The sequence below is a fragment of the Myxococcus sp. AB056 genome, from assembly GCF_006547365.1.
Taxonomy (GTDB): Bacteria; Myxococcota; Myxococcia; order Myxococcales; family Myxococcaceae; genus Myxococcus; species Myxococcus virescens.
Genome location: NZ_VHLB01000087.1, coordinates 1 through 19,434, shown reverse-complemented (window position 1 = coordinate 19,434; position 19,434 = coordinate 1). Strand labels below are relative to the sequence as shown.

Sequence of the window (19,434 nt, the reverse complement as noted above, 5' to 3'; positions counted from 1 at the left end):
GCCCGGCTCCTCACACGAGGGGCCGGGCCTTGTCACTGGCGACTAGAACGGAATGCCGTTGCCGCCGCAACCGCAGACCCTGCGGCTGGTCCGGATGTACTCGGTGCACGTCTGGCCCGCCGTGTTGGAGCAGACGCGGTACTGGTTGCGGGCCTGGTACTGCGTCCCCGTCGTGTACATCTCGCAGTCGCCCGGGCGCTCGGGGTCGCAGACGCGGGTCTTGCACGCGACGTCGTCCGGGTCACACGCCGAGATGGTGCCGCAATCCACGATGGCCGACCACCCCGTACACGCGCCGTACCCGGCGGCGACACAGGCACCTTCGGGCGTGGTACCGCACGCCTCCTGCAGCGCCTGCAGCATCTCCGCGTCCGGCACCGGAATCGAAGACTGGAGCTTCTCCAGCTCCTCCGACGAGAGCGTGGACACCTGCGCGCCCTCATCGACGGACGACTCCTCCAGCGGCCCGCAGGCCGTCATCATCGCCATCACCACGGCACCCACCAGCGTCTTCAGCTTCATCATGGCTCTCCTCTGACATCTCCCACCCATGGGAGACACGGACCCGCCCGCTCCAAAAAAGGAATTGCAGGCTCGCATTGCCATACGAAAGGGAGGCGGAGACCTGGCTAGAAGAAAAACCAATTCCAGACAAGAGAGCGCCACCTCATCTGCGCGGCGCACTCCCAATAAACAATTCCAAGACCACCAAAGAGACGCCCTCCATCCTCACGTATCCAGCGGCCAATCCCTGGCTCCGCGCCTTCCGCTCGAACCAGTACGGATTCGGACGGGTACCAGCGCTCCCCCTGGAGTACGCTGAGACCCACTGGAGGTAGCCCCTCCCCCTCGGCGGCCCCCGAGCAGGCGCCTGCGCCCCCTGGAGACGAGACTTGCGGTTGGACGGCCCGCCACGTAGCGAGGAATGCCCGTGAAGCTCTCCCTCGCGACACGCATCTTCCTGGGCTACGCCGTGGTGCTCGGCACCTTCGGGTTGGTATCCCTGTTCAGCGTGACGGAGCTCCACCGCAACCGGCTGGAAATCCGGCTGGTGAGCCAGGGCTACCTCCAGCTCTCCCAGGACGCCGCGGAGCTGGAGACCTTCCACTCCACCCAGGAGAAGGACACCGAGCGCCTGATTCAAGAGGGCAACGTCGAAATCCGCCGCGCCTTCATCCGGCTGGCCCGGACCTACAACTCGCCCCTCATGACCCAGCGGCTCGCCGCCGCCCAGGCCAAAGCGCATGAGGTGCTGGCCTCTGCCCCCGACAGCGAGGTGCCCTTCATCCGGGGCCTGGAGGACCGCTTCGGCGAGCTCCAGGCCCGCTACCGCGACTACGGCCGCGCCGCGGAGGCCGTCTTCGCCGTCCTGTCCACCGAGAATCGGCGCGGGAATTAGGACGGCCCGGCTCCTCACATGAGGGGCTGGGCCGTGTTCTTTCAAAGCGTCACATGACGGGCGAATTCACCCCGCCCGGAAGACAAACTCAGACTTCAAATCGGAATACCACCGCCACAACCACAAGATTGAACAACCTGCGCAAGGCGATACTCAGTGCAAGATGCACCCTGCGCGTTCAAGCAAACGCGAAAGCTATTCATGCCCTGAAAAATCGCTCCCGTCGTAAACCATTCACCATCGATGCGGGCCTTACACTGCGGAGAGTAGTCATCACACGCAGACTGAGAGCCACAATTGACGAACGCCGACCATGCAGTGCAGCTTCCAAAGCCGGCATTCACACACTCGTCCCAATTCTGCGGCTGGCAAGACTCTGCCAACGCCTCCACCATGGCGGCATCCGGCACGGGAGCCGCGCTGTTCAGGGCCGCCTCAGTCGAGGAAGGGTTCCCTTCTGTCGAAAGCTGCTCATCAACAGGACCACATCCAACAAAAACAGCCATCGCCAACGAGCCAACGAGCATTCCAAACTTCTTCATATCTGGCATTCTCTCAGGCCCCGCCGCCAAGAGCCATGTCAATGGCCCGTCACCGTGCAGTCACGGGCCGGTGTCCTTCCATCCAGGGATGCGGCGTCTTGTTCCACCCCAAGAGTCCCCTAAACCCAATTCGCATCTCCCCCTGGAATTCACAACAATTATTTCCAAGCAAACCATCTCACGGCCTTTTTCCGCTGCCCAATGCCAGCTCCACACAGGACAAGCAGAATTGTCCAACCAAACAGCAGACGAATCCGTCACCCCCGTCAAACGAATTCAACAGACATTCCATGCCGCGGTCATTTCGATATGGCCTTGCACTCTCCAGCAGCGCGCGCCCCAACGTCCGGGACGGGGAGCATGACGCAGCGCGCACGGGGGCATCGTCCACGAGCCCCCGTGCGTCAAAGGCGGGTACCAGCGCGCCCCCTGGAGTACGCTGAGACCCACTGGAGGTAGCCCCTCCCCCTCGGCGGCCCCCGAGCAGGCGCCTGCGCCCCCTGGAGACGAGACTTGCGGTTGGACGGCCCGCCACGTAGCGAGGAATGCCCGTGAAGCTCTCCCTCGCGACACGCATCTTCCTGGGCTACGCCGTGGTGCTCGGCACCTTCGGGCTGGTGTCCCTGTTCAGCGTGACGGAGCTCCACCGCAACCGGCTGGAAATCCGGCTGGTGAGCCAGGGCTACCTCCAGCTCTCCCAGGACGCCGCGGAGCTGGAGACCTTCCACTCCACCCAGGAGAAGGACACCGAGCGCCTGATTCAAGAGGGCAACGTCGAAATCCGCCGCGCCTTCATCCGGCTGGCCCGGACCTACAACTCGCCCCTCATGACCCAGCGGCTCGCCGCCGCCCAGGCCAAAGCGCATGAGGTGCTGGCCTCCGCCCCCGACAGCGAGGTGCCCTTCATCCGGGGCCTGGAGGACCGCTTCGGCGAACTCCAGGCCCGCTACCGCGACTACGGCCGCGCCGCGGAGGCCGTCTTCGCCGTCCTTTCCACGGAGAATCCGGACCGGGAACAGGTCGCCGTTGCCACCGCCGCGCTGCGGCAGGAGGAGAACTCCATCGGCCGCGAGATTCGCGTGCTGCGCGCCGCCCTGTCCAACCGCATCCGCGAGCGCGTGGACGGCGCCGAGGAGCGCGAGCGCACCACCGGCCTCTTCATCATCGGCTTCTCCGTGGCCGCCATCGCCGTGGGCGTGGGCGCCACCGCCTGGTCCGCCCGCACGCTGCGCCCCATGCGCAACCTCATCCGAGGCGTGTCTCGCATCGGCCGAGGTGACTACAACGCCCAGCTCGGCGTGCGCGGCGACGACGAGGTGGCCGTCCTGGCCCGGGAGTTCGACCAGATGGCCCGCTCGCTCCAGGCGCGCGAGGCCCAGCTCAAGGCCCAGGCCGAGGCCCTCATGCGCGCGGAGCAGCTGGCCGCCGTGGGCCGCATCTCCGCGCAAATCGTCCACGAGGTGCGCAACCCCCTGTCCTCCATTGGCCTCAACGTGGAGTTGCTCCAGGACGGGTTCGAAACCGCCCGCTTCCCGACCCCCGAGGACGCAGCCGAGGTGAAGGACCTCATCTCCGCCGTCACCCAGGAGGTGGACCGCCTGGCGGATGTCACCGAGCAGTACCTGCGCATGGCCCGCCCTCCCCGGCCCGACCTGGACCCACGCGACGTCACCGCCGTGCTGGACACCGTGCTCGACTTCACCCGCGAGGAGTTGGAGCGCGCCGGCGTGGAAGTGGTGCGCGACTTCGCCCTGGATACCCCGCACGTGCTCGCCGACGAGGGCCAGCTGCGGCAGGTCTTCCTCAACCTGCTGCGAAACAGCCGCGAGGCCATGCCGTCCGGCGGCCGCCTCACCATCGTCACCCGTCCGGCGGAGGACGCCGTGGAAGTCACGGTGCGCGATACCGGACAGGGCATGACGGAGGATATCCGACAGCGCCTCTTCGAGCCCTTCTTCACCACCAAGGAGGGCGGCACGGGCCTGGGCCTGGCCGTCAGCCAGCAAATCCTCCAGGTGCACGGTGGCTCGCTCTCCTGCCAGAGTATTCCCGGCCAGGGGACGGCCTTCGTGTTAAGGCTTCCTCGCGCATGAGCTTCACTACGTACCGGGACGTGCTGCCCTCCGGGCTGCGCGTCGTCACTATCGAGACGCCCCACCTCCACACCGCCCTGCTCGCCGTCTATGTGCGGACGGGCAGCCGCCACGAGACGCTCGTCAGCAATGGCGTCAGCCACTACCTGGAGCACCTCTTCTTCCGCGGCAGCGAAGGCTGGCCGGACACCGTGAAGATGAACGCGGCAGTGGAAGAGGTCGGCGGCAACCTCAACGGCGTCACCACCCGGGACCACGGGTACTACTACACGCCCATCCACCCCGCGCACCTGCGCGTGGGCCTGGACATCATCGGCGACATGCTCACCCGTCCCCGCCTCACCGACATGGAGGTGGAGCGGCAGATCATCCTCGAGGAGATGCTCGACGAGGTGGACGAGAAGGGCCGGGACATCGACCTGGACAACCTGTCCAAGCACCTGCTCTTCCCCGGACACCCGCTGGCCCTGAAGATCGCCGGCACGCGCGAGTCCGTCACGAACATGACGCACCCGCAGATTCTGGAGCACTTCGCCCAGCACTACGTCGCGGGGAACATCGTCGTCACCGCCGCCGGCCGGGTGAAGCGCTCGGAAGTCGTGGAGATGACCGAGCGAGCCTTCGCCCGGCTCCCGCGCGGCCCGTCCAGCGTCGAGGCGCCACCGCCCCTCACCCCGGCCGGCCCGCGCCTGCACTTCGTCAGCCATGACGAGTCGCAGACGGAGTTCCGCCTCAACTTCCGCGGCGTCCCCGAGCAGCACGAGGACTACCCCGCGCTGCAGATCATCCGCCGCGTGTTGGATGACGGCCTGTCGTCGCGGCTGCCGTTCGAAATCGTGGAGAAGCGCGGCCTGGCGTACTCCGTGAGCGCGTCGCTGGACGCGTACCACGACGCGGGGCTGCTCGAGATTGAGGCCGCCAGCGCTCCGGAGAAGGCCGCGACGGTCATCACCGAGGCCTTCCGCGTGCTGTCCACGCTCTGTGAGAACGAGGTGGGCGAAGAGGAGCTGGCGCGCGCCAAGCGCCGGCACCGCATGCTGCTGGAGTTCTCCCAGGACTCGCCGGGCGAGCTGGCCGGCTGGTTCGGCGGCACGGAGCTGTTCCGCACGCCGGAGTCGTTTGGCCACCGCGCCGACCTGGTGGACTCGCAGTCCGCCGCGCGCGTGCGCGAGGTGGCCCGGCGCTACTTCAACCGGGAGAACCTCACGGTGGTGGCGGTGGGCCAGCGCAAGGGCCTCAAGGCCCTGGAGCGCGTGGTGGCGGATGCCCCCGGCCTTCCCGGGCCGGAGGCCGCACCGCTGGCGGTGGTCAGCGGCCGCCGCGGATGATGACGGGGCCCGAGGACTTCTTCTTGGGCTTCGGCAGCAGCGCGTTCAGCGCCTTCTGGGTGCGGAGGTAGTCCGGGTTCTCCGGCTCCCGCTTCAGGGCTTCGTCGATGAGCTTGAGGCCCTGCGTCACCTTCGTCTGCATCCGCGCATAGAGGGCGGCGAGCTGGGCCTTCTCCTCGATGGTGGCCTCGCTCATGCTGAGCAGCAGCTCCAGCGACGTCTCCGCGTCCGTGATGCGGTCCGCACTCAAGTGGATGCGCCACATCCGGGCGTGAACGGGCGCGAAGCGGGGCTCCGCGGACAACGCGAAGCGGTAGGCCTCCTCCGCGCCGCGGCGGTCCCCTTGCTCCTCCAGCGAGCGCCCGCGCACGTACTGCGCCCGGGCCAGCCGGGGGTTGAGCTGGAGCGCCTGGTCCACCAGGGACTGCGCATCCGCGCGGCGGCCCTGCACCCGCACCGACTCCGCCAGCCACGCCAGCGCGTCGGCGTTCTGCGGCTGCGCCTCCACCAGCTTGCGCAGGGCCTCCTCCGCGTCCGCGGCCCGGCCCAGGGCCAGCAGCACCCGCGCGCGCAGCGTCACCACCTCCGGCCGCTCCGCGTCAGCGCCCTTCACGGCGTTCAGGTCGGACTCGGCCAGGTCCGGGAAGCCGCTGACCAGGAAGTAGCGCGCGCGCAGCAGCCGCGCGGAGGCCAACGCCGGGTCCTGATTGAGGAGCCGGTCCATGAGGTTGGCGGCCAGGAGCTCGTCGCCCTTGAGCCAGAGCACCTCGGCCTCGACGGACTTGGCCTCGGCGTCGTCCGGGTTCTCCCGCAGGATGTTCTCCAGCGTCTTGAAGGCGGCATCAATCATGCCCTCACGCGCCTGGATACGGGCCAGCCGCAGCACGTCCGCGTCCGGCAGGTTTCCCGCGTCCCGCATGGTGATGAGCGCCGCGAGCGCGTCCTTGGTGAGGCCCTGCTGGAGATAGATGTCGGCCAGCTGGCGCTGGATGGTGGGGTCCGAGCCCGGCGACATGGAGGCCGCCTGCTTCAAGGCCAGGATGGCGGCGCCCTCGTTTCCCGCCATGCGGTGGGCCTGCGCCATGAGCAGGTGCGGCTCCGGATTGTCAGGCGCCGCGGTGGCGGCCCTGCTCAGTGCGGCAAGCGCGGCGTTGGCCTGTCCGCTGGACAGGTGGCTACGGGCTTCAGTCAATGCTGCCTGGGCCCGCTTGGCCTGGTTCTCCGCGGCAGCAACTTCCGGCTCTTTGCAAGCAAGCAACGGAAGGAGCGCCAGGGTCCACGGTCTGATTCGAAAAAGACGGTGCATCGCTGAGGCGCAGGGTACCGGATGTTATCCTCCTTCGTCGATGGACCCATTCGTTCGGCGCCTCGTGGAGAGGCTCCATGACCCCAGCAAGCCGCTGTCGCGGAACCGGCACTTCCACACGTTCGAGACCCCCGAGGGGCGAGCGGCGCTGAAGGTCGTCCGACGGCTGCGCAGCCTCCAGAAGGACATCCTCGCGTGCCACGCGGAGGGCTTCCGCGCGCGAATCTTCCGCCACGCGACTGGGAAGGGTGAACACCGCATCGAGCTCCTCATGGAGCGCCTCTCCGGCCGCCGCGTCTCCATGCTCCAGTCCGACGAATTCGAGCTGCTCACCGCGCTGCCCGGCGTGCGTGACGCGCTGGAAGTGTTCGACGAAGCGGCATAGGCTCCTCGTCATGGATTCCTGTCGGCACCTGGCCCCCGTGTCCCTGCGTCGCCTGCGCGGCTGAGCGCGGCAGCAAGCGGACTGCTCCGCGCTGTTCGGACGCCGCAGCACTGCGTCCGTTCCAGGCGACGTGTGCCCTGGTAGGGCCTCCCCGGTCTCTTTGCTGCCTTCGTGCCCGCTTTCCGCGTCGCGGAAGGCCCGGGCGCGATGTGCCGCGCTCCTGCTCCTGAGCCACGGCCTCGCCTGGCGTGCGCCCCGTGCGTGACGAACCTCCGTCATGCGTGTGCGGCTTCCACGCGCGTGCGGGCTGCCGGGCGCTCATACCAGGGTCCTGACACCCCGCGCCTGAGGGCCTCCCGCGACTCGTTCCCGGCCATGCGCCGCCACGAGCCTCTGGAGCCCTTTCCGCATGTCAGCGTCCGCTTCGCCCCGCTTTCCGCCGCCCCTTCTTCCACTGCTCTGCTGTCCCATCTGCCAGTCACCGCTTCGCCAGGAAGCAACGGCGCTGCGCTGTGTGGCGCGCCATGCCTTCGACGTCGCCAGGCAGGGCTATGTCAACCTCCTGCCGGGCCACCGCGCCCCGGGCAATGCAGACACCCAGTCGATGGTCGCCGCGCGAGAGGCCTTCCTCGCGCGAGGCCACTACGAACCGTTGGCCGCGCTTTTGGCGGACCGTGCCGCGCGGCTCACCGGCGCCGATGCGCCAGAGGGCTGCGTGCTCGATGTGGGAGCGGGTACCGGGCACTACCTAGCCCGTGTACTCGACCGGTGCCCGGCGCTGACGGGGCTCGCCATCGACATCTCCCGCTTCGCTGCCCGCCGGGCCGCCAGGGCCCACGCCCGGGCGGGAGCCCTCATCGCGGACGGCGAGCGGACGTTGCCCATCCGAAATCACAGCGTTGCACTGGCGCTCAGTGTCTTCGCTCCTCGCAACATCCCGGAGCTCCACCGCGTCCTGAGGCGCCGAGGCGCGCTGCTCATCGTGACACCCACGGACCAGCACCTGACACAGCTCATCCAACCCATGGGGATGCTGAGCGTCGACGCGCGAAAGGAGGAGCGGCTCCACACACGGCTGCGGGCCACGTTCGAGCCCGGCGTCCGGGAATCGCTGGAGTTGACGTTGCGGCTGACGCGCGACGACGCGTTCAACATCGCGGCCATGGGGCCCAGCGCGTTCCATGCATCCGCGGAGGAGCTGCGGCGGCGCGCGGACGTGTTGCCCGAGCCCTTCACCGTCACCGCGTCCTTCACCGTGGCCAGCTACCACCGCAGGGAGGGGAACGGCTCCGCGCCCGCCTGAGCAGCGCTCGCGCGCGAGGAGCCCAGACCGCGATGCACCGCGCGGTCTGGGCCCCTGCCCCGCGCAGGGCATGGGGTGGAAGTCCAGGGAGAAGCCCGTCGTCCCACCCACGGGCTGACGCCGGAACGGCTACTCCGGAGGTCCACGCCGGGGCGGCGGCGCGTCCTTCATCCGTTCGTATTCCTCGTCCGTGAAGACGCGGCTGCGGGTGAGGAAGCGCACGCCCAGCGGGGACTCCAGGCTGAAGCCGGCGCCCCGCCCCTTCACCACGTCCAGGGTGAGGTGCGTGTGCTGCCAGTACTCGAACTGCGCGCCGCCAATGTAGACGGGGCAGCCCTCCACCTCGCCCAGGAAGACGTCTCGCTGGCCCACGCGGAAGTCCCCCACGGGGTAGCACATGGGCGCGCTGCCGTCGCAGCAGCCTCCCGACTGGTGGAACATCAAGGGCCCGTGCGTGGCGCGGAGCTGGCGGATGACGGCGGCGGCCTCGGGCGTCACGTCCACCCGGGCCACCGCCGTGGCGCCGTCCTGTCCGCCCGTGCCGGGGCCGGCACCGGCGCCGCTCATCAGAAGAAGCCCATGGCCTTGGGGCTGTAGCTGACCAGCAGGTTCTTCGTCTGCTGGTAGTGGTCCAGCATCTTCCGGTGGTTCTCCCGCCCGATGCCGGACTGCTTGTAGCCGCCGAACGCCGCGTGCGCGGGGTAGATGTGGTAGCAGTTGGTCCACACGCGGCCCGCCTCGATGGCGCGCCCCGCGCGGTAGGCGGTGTTCCCGTCACGCGTCCACACGCCAGCGCCCAGGCCGTACAGCGTGTCGTTGGCCTGGCGGATGGCGTCGTCGAAGTCCTTGAAGGTCGCCACGCTCACCACGGGACCGAAAATCTCCTCCTGGAAGACGCGCATGCGGTTGTGGCCCTGGAACACGGTGGGCGCCACGTAGTAGCCGTCCTTCAGGTCGCCGGGCAGCGCCACGCGCTCGCCGCCCGTGAGGACCTTGGCGCCCTCCTTCTTGCCGATGTCGATGTAGCTGAGGATCTTCTCCAACTGGTCGTTGGACGCCTGGGCGCCGACCATCGTGTCGGTGTCCAGCGGGTTGCCCGGCTTCACCTTGCGGACACGGTCGAGCGCCTTCTCCATGAACTGGCTGTAGATGCGCTCGCTGATGAGGGAGCGCGACGGGCAGGTGCAGACCTCGCCCTGGTTGAGCGCGAACATGGCGAAGCCTTCCAACGACTTGTCGAAGAAGTCGTCGTCCTGCGCCATCACATCCTCGAAGAAGATGTTGGGGCTCTTGCCGCCCAGCTCCAGCGTGACGGGGATGAGGTTCTCACTGGCGTACTGCATGATGAGCCGGCCCGTGCTCGTCTCGCCGGTGAAGGCCACCTTCGCGATGCGCGGGCTGCTGGCCAGCGGCTTTCCCGCCTCGACGCCGAAGCCATTGACGACGTTGAGCACGCCTTCGGGCAGCAGGTCCTGGATGAGCTCGGTCCACAGCAGGATGCTGGAGGGCGTCTGCTCCGCGGGCTTGAGGACCACGCAGTTGCCCGCCGCCAGCGCCGGAGCCAGCTTCCAGGCCGCCATCAGGAGCGGGAAGTTCCAGGGGATGATCTGCCCCACGACGCCCAGGGGCTCGTGGAAGTGGTAGGCGACGGTGTCGTGGTCCAGCTCACTCACCCCGCCTTCCTGCGCGCGGATACACCCGGCGAAATAACGGAAGTGGTCGATGGCCAGCGGGATGTCGGCGGCCAGCGTCTCACGCACGGGCTTGCCGTTGTCCCACGTCTCGGCGACCGCGAGCATCTCCCGGTTCTGCTCCATCCGGTCGGCGATCTTGTTGAGGATGTTCGCTCGGACGGTCGGCGAGGTGCGGCCCCAGGAGAGCCGGGCCGCGTGGGCCGCATCCAGCGCCTTCTCGATGTCCTCGGCCGTGGAGCGGGCCACTTCACAGAAGGGCTTGCCCGTCACGGGGCTGATGTTCTCGAAGTACTGACCACGCGTGGGTTCGACCCAGCGCCCGCCAATGAAGTTCTGATAGCGGGGCTTGAACTGCACCTTGGAGCCGGGCTGATTGGGGGCGGCGTAGATCACTGCGCTCTCCTTGGGTGGTTTGGTGACCGGGCCCCCCCAGAGCAGCGCGCGTGCCAGCGCACGCCTCCGTCGACGTTGCGGCGCGTCGTGTCCCGCTCTGCGACACCTGTCCGGATACGCATGGCGCGGAGCGCGACAGGTGCGTCGCGCGATGGACACCGTCCTCCAGTGAACGTTCAGGCGCGCGAGGGCAGCGTGATGCCGAAGCGCTCCGCCATCCGGTAGAGCGTGCTCCTTGCGATGCCCAGGCGCCGGGCGGCCTGCGCCACGTTGCCGCCACTGAGCGCCAGGGCTTCCTGGATGGCGCGGGCCTCCAGCTCGCGCAGCGGGCCGGCGGCGGCACCCGCGCCCGGTTGACGCGGCGAACTGGAAGCAAGCGGCACAGCAGGCCGTGGTTCTCCCTGGGCCCCGGGCGAGAGCGGGCTTCCCAGCCCCGACGGCAGGGCGTCCACGTCCAACACAGGGGCGCCTCCCCCGCGCACCAGCGCCAACCGCAGCACGGTCTTCAGCTCGCGCACGTTGCCGGGCCAGGGGTGGGCTGCGAGCCGGCTGAGCGCGGCGGTGGAGATGCTCGGCGTGGTCAGGCCATCTTCTTCCGACAACCGCCGGAGGAGTGCATGGGCCAGTTCCAGCAGGTCGTTGCGCTCGCGCAGCGGTGGCAGCCGCAGCACCGCGCCCTGGAGGCGGAAATAGAGGTCGGAGCGGAACGTGCCGTTGCGCACGGCCGCGTCCAAATCCCTGCACGTGGCGCCCACCAGACGGAAGCGCGAGCGTCGCACGCGGGACTCTCCCACGCGCGAATAGGCACCGTCCTCCAGCACCCGAAGCAGCAACACCTGGAGCGCGGGCGGCATCTCCGCCAGCTCGTCGAGGAAGAGCGTTCCGCCGTCCGCCGCCGCCAGCTTCCCCTCCGCGCCGCCGACACGCGCGCCGGTGAAGGCGCCCGGCGCATGGCCGAACAGCTCACTCTCCAGCAACGCGGGCGACAGCGCGCCGCAGTTCACCGCCACGAAGGGCCCCGTGGCGACCGCACTGGCCGCGTGCAGTGCGCGAGCGAGGAGCTCCTTGCCCGTGCCCGTCTCCGACAGAAGAAGCACCGGCAAGCTCGTGGGCGCGAACCGCTCCGCTTCTCGCAACGTGGCGCGGTGCTGCGGGTCGCTCCCCTTGAGCGCCGCCCACGGTCCAGATGGCACCACCGTGTCCGCCCCCCACAGGTCCCGGGACAGCGTGCGGGCCGCACGGCCCTCAGCGGAAGGCTCCGCCACCGCCGGACGTGAATCCGCGCTCCCAGCGGTCATACCCAGGGACCGGACACCAGAAGGCTCCAGCCGCACCAGCACCGCGAGCGCCGAGCTCCCATCCCCCGTCCCCACCGCCTCCGCATGGATGCGCCAGGCCGGCCCTTGTGAAGCAAGACGCGTCTCCAGCGCCACGCCTCGCAACGCGGCGTCCGTCAGCACCCGCCACGACACACCGAGCGCCGCCTCCACCGCCATCGGCCCCTGCCTACTAAGCAACGCGCGCGCGGCCGCATTGAAGCGACTCACCCGCCCCATCGGCTCGACGACGAGCACCGGGCCATCCTCACGCGACAGGCGCGACTCCAATCCCCCCCGCGCCGCCGCGGCCACCCGGGCCCATGCGACCTCGCGCAGCCGCGCCTCGGCGGCCTGGGCCACACTGGCCACCGCCACCAGCACCAGCGGATCCGCCGCGCCAGCCGGCCCCGTGACGTCCAGCACGGCCACCAGCTCTCCAAAAGGGTCATGGACCGGCGCCGCGTAGCAGACGAGCCCATGGTGCCGCTGCGCGTAGTGCGCCGGCCCCACCACCGCGACGGCGGAGGACTCCGCCAGGGCAGTGCCAATGGCATTCGTCCCGCGAGACGTCTCATCCCAGCGGGCCCCCTCCACCAGGCGCACGTAATCCGCGTGGTGGGTGAAGTCCCCGCCCGAGCTGCGCGTCGCCAGGATGACGCCCTCGCGGTCCGCGAGCAGCGCCACCCGCCCCGAAGGAAGGGGCGCCGCCGACAACATCTCCAGCATGCCGCCCAGCTCGTGCCACACCGGCTCCAGCCGAGCCCGGCGCTCGACCAGCGCCAGGCTGCCCACACGGGGCCCTTCATCCGGCTGTCCGGTGCTCGGGGCGCCCAGCGACCGTGAGCGCTGCCAGCGGGGGAGGATGGAGCGCAACTCCGGGCGCAACCCCGCCTCCCCGTCGAGTGCCCCCACGAGGAACTGCTCCCACAGGAGCGGTGATGCGCTGAGTGTCAGCGTCCCCAAGGACCTCGAATCTTGGTTGAACCCCGATGGCGACAACAACCTGGGAACGCCGCAATGTTTCTGGCCCAACCTGATGCGGCGCATCACGAGATATGGGTCGCCCCCCACCCACCTTCGACATCCGGCGCCGGGACCTCACCTGACACGTCATTGACGCGTCAGGCGGCGGCGCGACACGGCGCTGACACGTCAACCGCCCCCTTCCGGACCCAACCCACTTCCCAGGTCCCTCTCACACACCTCTGAGGTCCCCCCCGAAACAAACGTGGCGCGTTGCGTGCAAAACACTCCGAGTCTCAAGTATGGCGGACACCCGCGTGCGCTTTTCCGGCGCCACGTTGAGGGGGAGGAACTCTTGTCTTCACATCCGTATCACCCATGGCTTGGAGGTCTGGCCGTCCTCTGGGCGGTCACGGCTCAGGCCCAGGCGCAGCGCATCCCCGGCATCGAGTTGGAGCGGCTGCAACTCAATCCCGGTGCACGCGACAGCCTGGTGCTGTCCACCGGCGACCTCATGTCCCGCGGCGAGTACCGCCTCGGCTTCACCGGACACTATGAGAAAGAGCCCTTAGTGCTCGTCTCCGGTGGAGAGCAACAAGGCGTCATCGTCTCCAACCGCGTGACGGTGCACCTCAGTGGTGCCTATGCCATCACCGACTGGTTGGAGCTCGGCGCGCAGGTGCCCATCGTGTCCCAGTGGGGACCGGACACCGCGGCGCTGGGCGTCGCCACGCCGTCCACGAGCGCGCTTGGCACGCCGTGGCTCCAGGCGCGCGCGGGAATCCTCTCCGAGCAGCGCGGCGGGCTGATGGATTTGGGCCTGCACCTCGGCGCGGCCCTGCCCATTGGCAGCACGGAGACGCTCACCCGGGACCAGGGCTTCGTCTTCTCGCCTCGGCTCGGCCTGGGCAAGCAATTGGGTGGCACGTGGCGCGTGGGCGCCGACCTGGGCGCGCTGGTGCGGACCAAGACGTATGCGCTGTCCCCCAACACGCAGCCGCACCTCGACGAGCTGGGCACGGAGCTGAACGGCGGCGTCAACCTGTCCGCCGGCCTGCTCGGCTTCCGCCAGGAGCTGGTGGTGCGCGGCACCCTGCCCGTCGCGGATGCGCCGGAGTCGATGGAAGTGCTGCTGGGCGTGCGCGTTCCCATGCCCGCGGGCACGGAAGTCTACGCCATGGGTGGCCCTGGCTTCGGCAGCACGCCGGGCACGCCGTCGTTCCGGGTGCTCGCTGGCCTCACCTTCGGCACCCCTGCCTCCACGCCCAACGCATGTGTGGAGGGTCAGCCGCATGACCCCGCCCGCTGTCCGGACTTCGACCTGGACGGGGACGGCATCAAGAACGCCGCCGACCACTGCCCCACCGTCGAGGGCCTGTCGGAGCTGAATGGCTGCCCGGACGGGGACGACGACGGCGACGGCCTGCCCAACCTGGCGGACCGCTGCCCGAAGGAGGCGGAGAACTTCAACGGCTTCGAGGACCAGGACGGCTGCCCGGATGACCCGGACACGGACGGGGACGGCATCTCCGACGCCAAGGACCAGTGCCCGGACCAGGCCGAGGACAAGGACGGCTTCCAGGACGAGGACGGCTGCCCCGACCCGGACAACGACAACGACGGCGTGCTCGACACCGCCGACCGCTGCCCCAACGAGGCCGGTCCCAAGGAGAACCGCGGCTGCCCGGACAAGGACACCGACGGTGACGGCCTCGTCGACCGGCTCGACAACTGCCCCACCGAGCCTGGCCCGGCGAAGAACCACGGCTGCAAGGAGAAGCAACTCGCGCAGATTGGCGAGAATCGCATCCAGCTGCTCGAGGCCGTCTACTTCGAGAACAACAAGGACGTCATCATCGCGCGCAGCAACAAGCTGCTCGACACGGTGGCCAACATCCTCATCGCCCACCCGGAAGTGGAGAAGGTGCGTGTCGAGGGCCACACCGACAACCGCGGCAACCCTGACTACAACCTGGACCTGTCCCAGCGCCGCGCCGACGCCGTCGTTCGCTACCTGGTGAGCAAGGGCGTGGCCCGGGAGCGCCTGGATGCCAAGGGCTTCGGTACCACCCAGCCCATCGCAGACAACAACACCACCCAGGGCCGCGCGAAGAACCGCCGCGTGGAGTTCAAGATCGTCGGCGACGCAGAGGGCGTGCAGACGCAGCAGGGCGAGCCCTCTCCCGACACCCACTGAGAACCGAGGCAGACATCCCCATGAAAACGCGTGTCCTCTTCAAGACGGCGGCGCTCTGTCTCGCGCTGCTCTCATCCCTGACCGGCTGTGATTCGGGCGGTGCCCGGACAGCCGTGCCCCCCACCGAGCCCGTGCTCGTGAGCCGGACCGCCTCCCTCGTCGGAGACGGCCAGCTCGAGCCCGGCGAGCAATGTGACGACGGCAACACCACCAGCGGCGACGGCTGTTCGGCCACCGGCACCATCGAAGCGGGCTACCTGTGCCACGTGCCCGGGCGCCCCTGCTCGCTGGCGAGCCTGTGCGGCAACAACGTCGTCGACTCCGGCGAGGCCTGTGACAGCAACGTCCCCGGCTCCGACTGCACGGCGGCCTGTGACCTGCTCCTGTGCGGCAACGGCGTGTTCAACAACCGCGCCCACCCGTCCTACGCGCAGGAAGTCTGCGACGACGGCAACCGCTTCGAGGGCGACGGCTGCAACCGCCTGTGCGAGGTGGAGCCTGGTTTCGCCTGCGCCGGCAGCCCCAGCCGCTGCGTGCGCGCGGGCGTGACGGTCTTCAACACCGGCGTGGACGAGAACAACCGCCGGCTGGAGGTCGGCCCGGATCCGCACTGGTTCTACAGCGGCACCACCACGGGCGCGGCCACCGGTCCGCGGGCCGCCAGCGACTGGCCCCAGGAAATCCAGACGGCCCGCTTCATGGAGGCGCCGCTGGGCGCCCCCGTCTGCGTGTACCAGGACTTCATGGTGCCCTCGACGACCAACGTCTCGCAGTTCCGCCTGCGGCTGGCCACCTTCAACGACAACGACTTCGCCAGCGCGCGGGTGAACGGGCAGAACTTCACGCCCACCGTCGTCAACCAGCCGGCGGGCATGCCCTGGCAGAAGAACATCTTCCGCGAGTTCGGCGCCAACGCGCCCTGGCGCACGGGCCGCAACCGCATCGAGCTGTGCAACGAGAACGAGGAAAGCGAGCCCAACGCCTTCCGCTACCTGTTCGTGGACGCGTACGACGACCGCTGCGGCGACGGCGCCGTGTCCCTGCGCGAGGAGTGCGACGACGGCAACGCCACCAACGGTGACGGCTGCTCCGCCACCTGCGGCATCGAGGCGGGCTACGGCTGCACCGGCCAGCCCAGCACCTGCGCCCAGACGTGCGGCAACGGCACGCTGAACCCGGGCGAGCAGTGCGACGACGGCAACCTGACCCCGGAGGACGGCTGCAACGCGAGCTGCCGCGTGGAGCCCGGCTACGCCTGCCCCACCCCGGGCGAGGCTTGCGATGAGACGTGCGACGACGGCGTCATCGACCCGGGCGAGCAGTGCGATGACGGCAATGACTACAACTCGGACGGTTGCTCCTCGGCGTGCCGCATCGAGCGCGGCTACGAGTGCCAGGGCGCTCCGTCCATCTGCGCCCCCCTGTGCGGCAACGGCCGGATGGACGCGGGTGAGCTGTGCGACGACGGCAACACCACCCTGGGTGATGGCTGCTCCAACGCCTGCACCCTGGAGCTGGGCTACGCCTGCCCCGCTCCGGGCCAGGCCTGCGTGTTCACCTGCGGCAACGGCAACGTCGACCTGGGCGAGCAGTGCGATGACGGCAACCTGAATCCGACGGACGGCTGCAGCACCGAGTGCCGCGTGGAGGATGGCTACGCGTGCAGCGCGCCCGCCACCGGCCCGTCCGTGTGCGTGCAGAGCTGCGGCAACGGCGCGCTGGACTCGAACGAGACGTGCGACGACGCCAACACCACCAGCGGCGACGGCTGCTCCTCCGGCTGCCGCGTGGAGCCGGGCTATGCGTGCAGCGGCGCGCCCAGCACCTGCGCCACCACCTGTGGCGACGGCATCCGCGCGGGCGCCGAGGCGTGTGATGACGGCAACACCACGGCGGGCGACGGCTGCAACGCCACCTGCGCGGTGGAGCCGGGCTACGCCTGCCCCACTCCGGGCCAGGCCTGTGTACCCACCTGCGGCAACGGCACGGTGGACAGCGGCGAGCAGTGCGACGACGGCAACACCACGGAGGGCGACGGCTGCAGCGGCAGCTGCCGCGTGGAGAACGGCTATACGTGCAGCGGCGCGCCCAGCACCTGCGCCACCACCTGTGGCGACGGCACCCGCGCGGGCGCCGAGGTGTGTGACGACGGCAACCTCAACAACGGCGACGGCTGCTCCTCGCGCTGCCTCCTGGAGGACGGCCAGCCCTGCAATGCGTCCGGCGTCTGCGAGAGCGGCATCTGCAACCCCACCACCAACACCTGCATCAGCCTCAACGTCTGCGGCAACGGCATCCTCGACGAGGGTGAGCTCTGCGACGACGGCGACACCACGGCGGGCGACGGCTGCTCGGCCACCTGCGCCATCGAGGACGGGTTCGGCTGCACCGGCATCCCGTCGGTGTGCGCCGTGACGTGTGGTGACGGCATCAAGGCGGACAGCGAGGCCTGCGATGACGGCAACACCGCCAACGGGGACGGCTGCTCGGCCACGTGCACCGTGGAGAGCGGCGCCGCGTGCCAGACGGCGGACGTGAGCGTGTTCATCACCCGCCAGGGCAACACGAGCTGCACGCAGGTGTCGGACATCGACGCCCCCGTGCTGCCCGACGCGGCCATCCAGGCCGGGCTGGGCGTGCCGGGCCGCTACCGCATCCGGTACGTGTCCGGCGCGGTGAGCTACTCGGATGGCACCAATTGGTACCCCGGCATCATCGGCGTCAGCGCCAACGCGGGCACGCAGGTGCAGGGCTTCTCGCTGGGCTACACGCCCCGCGGCGGTCCGGGCTCGGCCACGCGCGCCGAGGCCATGCCCCTGGGCTTCCCCCTGTCCCGCGACTTCACGGCGGCCACGGGTGACGTGCGCATCGCGCTGGTCGACACCGACTGCAACCTGGCCAACAACTCCGACACGGCGGTGACGTACCGCGTGGACGCGCTGTCCATCTGCCAGACGGCCCCTGTCGTCACGTCCCCGACGCCGGGCGGCACCGCCGGCGAGGAACTGGAGGGCACCGCCACGCCGGGCGCCACCGTGGACGTGTACCTGGACGGCAACCCCGCGCCGGTGTGCACGGTCGTCGCCGACGCGGAGGGGAACTGGAGCTGCACGCTGCCGACGGACCTGGAGGAAGGGCCGCACACCGCCGTCATCACCTCCACCTTCCCGGGCGCACCGCAGACGTCCACGACGGTGGACTTCATCGTCGACTACTCGCCGCCGGCGCCTCCGGTCATCACCGGCCCCACGCCGGACGCGGTGCTGGACACGCAGACGCCCGTGCTGAGCGGCACGGCGAACCCGGGTGACGAGGTGACGGTGTACGAGGGCGGCACCGCCCTCTGCACCACCACGGCCGATGCGGCGGGCAACTGGAGCTGCACGCCCGCCACGCCCATGGCCGAAGGCCCGCACACGGTGACGGCCACCGCCACGCCTCCGGGCGGCAACCCCGGCCCCACCTCCACGCCCGTCACCTTCACCATCACCCTGACCACGACGGAGCCGCCGGTCATCACCGGGCCCGCCGACGGCGCGGTGCTCAACACGTCGACGCCGCCCCTGAGCGGCACGTCGGCTCCGGGCACGGTGGTGACGGTGTACGAGGGCGACACGGTGCTCTGCACCACCACCACCAACGACGTGGGCGCGTGGACCTGCACGCCGGCCCAGCCGCTGGAGGATGGCCCGCACACGGTGACGGCCACCGCCACCGACAGCGAGGGCCGCACCAGCGAGCCCTCCGCGCCCAGCGAGTTCATCATCGACACCCAGGAGCCCGACACGCGCATCCCGCGCACGCCGCCCTCGCGCGGCGGCAACCGGACGGCGACCTTCGAGTACGGCGCCTCCGAGGAGGACGTCACCTACGAGTGCAGCTTGAACGGGGGCCCCTTCGAGCCCTGCCGGAACAGCTATGACGTGGGCGAGGGTCAGCACACCCTGCGTGTACGGGCCACGGACCGCGCGGGCAACGTGGACAGCACCCCCGCGGCGTACTCGTGGACGGTGGAGCTCACCCGGGCCTTCGCCGGTGGCGGCTGCAGCACGGCGCCCGCCGCGTCCTGGCTGGCGCTCCTGGGCCTGCTCGGCCTCCGCCGGAGGAAGCGCGGCTAAGGGCTGACCGCTACACCTTTCCGCCGGGAGGTCCACACCTCCCTCTGAGGCCCCTCCGCCGGCCTCGTGGGCCTCCCGGCGGATTTTCCCCCCGCCACGCGCCAGCCCGTATGCTGGGGCCGTGCACGTGGCGGGGCGATTGAATGAGACGTACGAGGAGGAGCTCCTCCTCGCGATGGACGAAGGACTGCTCTCCGGCGAGGAGGTGGCGGTCCTGCGTGAGGAAGCGCTCCGCCTGCGGCGTGGCCCCCTGGAGCTGCTGCGGGAGCGAGGCCGGCTGTCGGAGGACTCCCTGGTGGCGCTTCGTGGCGAGCTCGCCTCCGAGAGCACGGACCCGAGCGCCGGCCGGCCGCTCGAGGCCGCCACCCTGACGCCCGCCACCCCGGGCGTGTCC

General features: G+C 69.7%; 13 protein-coding genes and 1 pseudogene. 8 read left to right on the top strand and 6 right to left on the bottom strand.

Annotation, left to right across the window (positions count from 1 at the left end; genetic code table 11):
• Positions 1-42: 42 nt before the first annotated feature.
• Positions 43-525: a hypothetical protein gene (locus FMP39_RS29265; protein ID WP_141593406.1), complete on the bottom strand. Its 483-nt coding sequence runs from the start codon at positions 523-525 to the stop codon at positions 43-45.
• A gap of 400 nt (positions 526-925) precedes the next feature.
• Here FMP39_RS29265 and FMP39_RS29260 point away from each other — a divergent pair.
• Positions 926-1,384, top strand: a pseudogene (locus tag FMP39_RS29260) (sensor histidine kinase); the annotation flags it as partial.
• 110 nt (positions 1,385-1,494) lie between these two features.
• Here FMP39_RS29260 and FMP39_RS29255 read toward each other — a convergent pair.
• The gene (locus tag FMP39_RS29255; RefSeq protein ID WP_141593405.1) at positions 1,495-1,941 is read right to left on the bottom strand and encodes a hypothetical protein; all 447 of its coding nucleotides are present in this window, start codon (positions 1,939-1,941) and stop codon (positions 1,495-1,497) included.
• Between the two features lie 545 nt (positions 1,942-2,486).
• Here FMP39_RS29255 and FMP39_RS29250 point away from each other — a divergent pair.
• Positions 2,487-4,034 carry a HAMP domain-containing sensor histidine kinase gene (locus tag FMP39_RS29250; RefSeq protein ID WP_141593404.1) on the top strand — a complete coding sequence of 516 codons (1,548 nt, stop codon included), beginning with the start codon at positions 2,487-2,489 and terminating at the stop codon, positions 4,032-4,034.
• A complete protein-coding gene (locus FMP39_RS29245) occupies positions 4,031-5,362 on the top strand; it encodes a pitrilysin family protein (RefSeq protein ID WP_141593403.1) in 1,332 nt (443 codons plus the stop codon). Before FMP39_RS29250 ends, FMP39_RS29245 begins: the two co-directional genes overlap by 4 nt.
• Here the strand turns inward: FMP39_RS29245 and FMP39_RS29240 are convergent.
• Entirely contained in the window at positions 5,343-6,668 is a 1,326-nt protein-coding gene (locus FMP39_RS29240) for a tetratricopeptide repeat protein (protein ID WP_141593402.1), read from the bottom strand. The two genes, FMP39_RS29245 and FMP39_RS29240, sit on opposite strands and share 20 nt — an antisense overlap.
• A 40-nt stretch (positions 6,669-6,708) precedes the next feature.
• Between FMP39_RS29240 and FMP39_RS29235 the strand changes: the two genes are divergently transcribed.
• Together FMP39_RS29235 and FMP39_RS29230 are read left to right on the top strand one after the other, a co-directional pair.
• Positions 6,709-7,053 (top strand): hypothetical protein, encoded by a 345-nt coding sequence (locus tag FMP39_RS29235; RefSeq protein WP_011555013.1) that lies wholly within the window; start codon positions 6,709-6,711, stop codon positions 7,051-7,053.
• Between the two features lie 409 nt (positions 7,054-7,462).
• Positions 7,463-8,356 (top strand): putative RNA methyltransferase, encoded by an 894-nt coding sequence (locus FMP39_RS29230; RefSeq protein WP_228558429.1) that lies wholly within the window; start codon positions 7,463-7,465, stop codon positions 8,354-8,356.
• 129 nt (positions 8,357-8,485) lie between these two features.
• Here the strand turns inward: FMP39_RS29230 and FMP39_RS29225 are convergent, their stop codons facing one another.
• The 3 genes from FMP39_RS29225 to FMP39_RS29215 form a co-directional block, all read right to left on the bottom strand.
• Positions 8,486-8,923, bottom strand: a complete 438-nt coding sequence (locus FMP39_RS29225; protein WP_141593401.1) for a DUF779 domain-containing protein — start codon at positions 8,921-8,923, stop codon at positions 8,486-8,488.
• A complete protein-coding gene (adh, locus tag FMP39_RS29220; RefSeq protein ID WP_141593400.1) occupies positions 8,923-10,443 on the bottom strand; it encodes an aldehyde dehydrogenase in 1,521 nt (506 codons plus the stop codon). The genes FMP39_RS29225 and adh overlap by 1 nt, the downstream gene beginning before the upstream one ends.
• A gap of 176 nt (positions 10,444-10,619) precedes the next feature.
• Entirely contained in the window at positions 10,620-12,725 is a 2,106-nt protein-coding gene (locus FMP39_RS29215; protein WP_141593399.1) for a sigma-54-dependent Fis family transcriptional regulator, read from the bottom strand.
• A 355-nt stretch (positions 12,726-13,080) separates the two neighbouring features.
• Here FMP39_RS29215 and FMP39_RS29210 point away from each other — a divergent pair, with 355 nt between their 5' ends.
• From FMP39_RS29210 to FMP39_RS29200, 3 genes are all read left to right on the top strand, one after another.
• A complete protein-coding gene (locus tag FMP39_RS29210) occupies positions 13,081-14,922 on the top strand; it encodes an OmpA family protein (RefSeq protein ID WP_141593398.1) in 1,842 nt (613 codons plus the stop codon).
• Positions 14,923-14,942: 20 nt separating this feature from the next.
• The gene (locus FMP39_RS29205) at positions 14,943-19,040 is read left to right on the top strand and encodes a DUF4215 domain-containing protein (protein ID WP_141593397.1); all 4,098 of its coding nucleotides are present in this window, start codon (positions 14,943-14,945) and stop codon (positions 19,038-19,040) included.
• 121 nt (positions 19,041-19,161) lie between these two features.
• Positions 19,162-19,434 (top strand): hypothetical protein (locus FMP39_RS29200; RefSeq protein WP_141593396.1); only part of this gene is annotated, 273 nt, incomplete at its 3' end.

Coding starts and splice junctions, on each gene's coding strand:
- FMP39_RS29265 (WP_141593406.1), bottom strand. CDS start 525: ATGATGAAGCTGAAGACGCTGGTGGGTGCCGTGGTGATGGCGATGATG.
- FMP39_RS29255 (WP_141593405.1), bottom strand. CDS start 1,941: ATGAAGAAGTTTGGAATGCTCGTTGGCTCGTTGGCGATGGCTGTTTTT.
- FMP39_RS29250 (WP_141593404.1), top strand. CDS start 2,487: ATGCCCGTGAAGCTCTCCCTCGCGACACGCATCTTCCTGGGCTACGCC.
- FMP39_RS29245 (WP_141593403.1), top strand. CDS start 4,031: ATGAGCTTCACTACGTACCGGGACGTGCTGCCCTCCGGGCTGCGCGTC.
- FMP39_RS29240 (WP_141593402.1), bottom strand. CDS start 6,668: ATGCACCGTCTTTTTCGAATCAGACCGTGGACCCTGGCGCTCCTTCCG.
- FMP39_RS29235 (WP_011555013.1), top strand. CDS start 6,709: ATGGACCCATTCGTTCGGCGCCTCGTGGAGAGGCTCCATGACCCCAGC.
- FMP39_RS29230 (WP_228558429.1), top strand. CDS start 7,463: ATGTCAGCGTCCGCTTCGCCCCGCTTTCCGCCGCCCCTTCTTCCACTG.
- FMP39_RS29225 (WP_141593401.1), bottom strand. CDS start 8,923: ATGAGCGGCGCCGGTGCCGGCCCCGGCACGGGCGGACAGGACGGCGCC.
- FMP39_RS29205 (WP_141593397.1), top strand. CDS start 14,943: ATGAAAACGCGTGTCCTCTTCAAGACGGCGGCGCTCTGTCTCGCGCTG.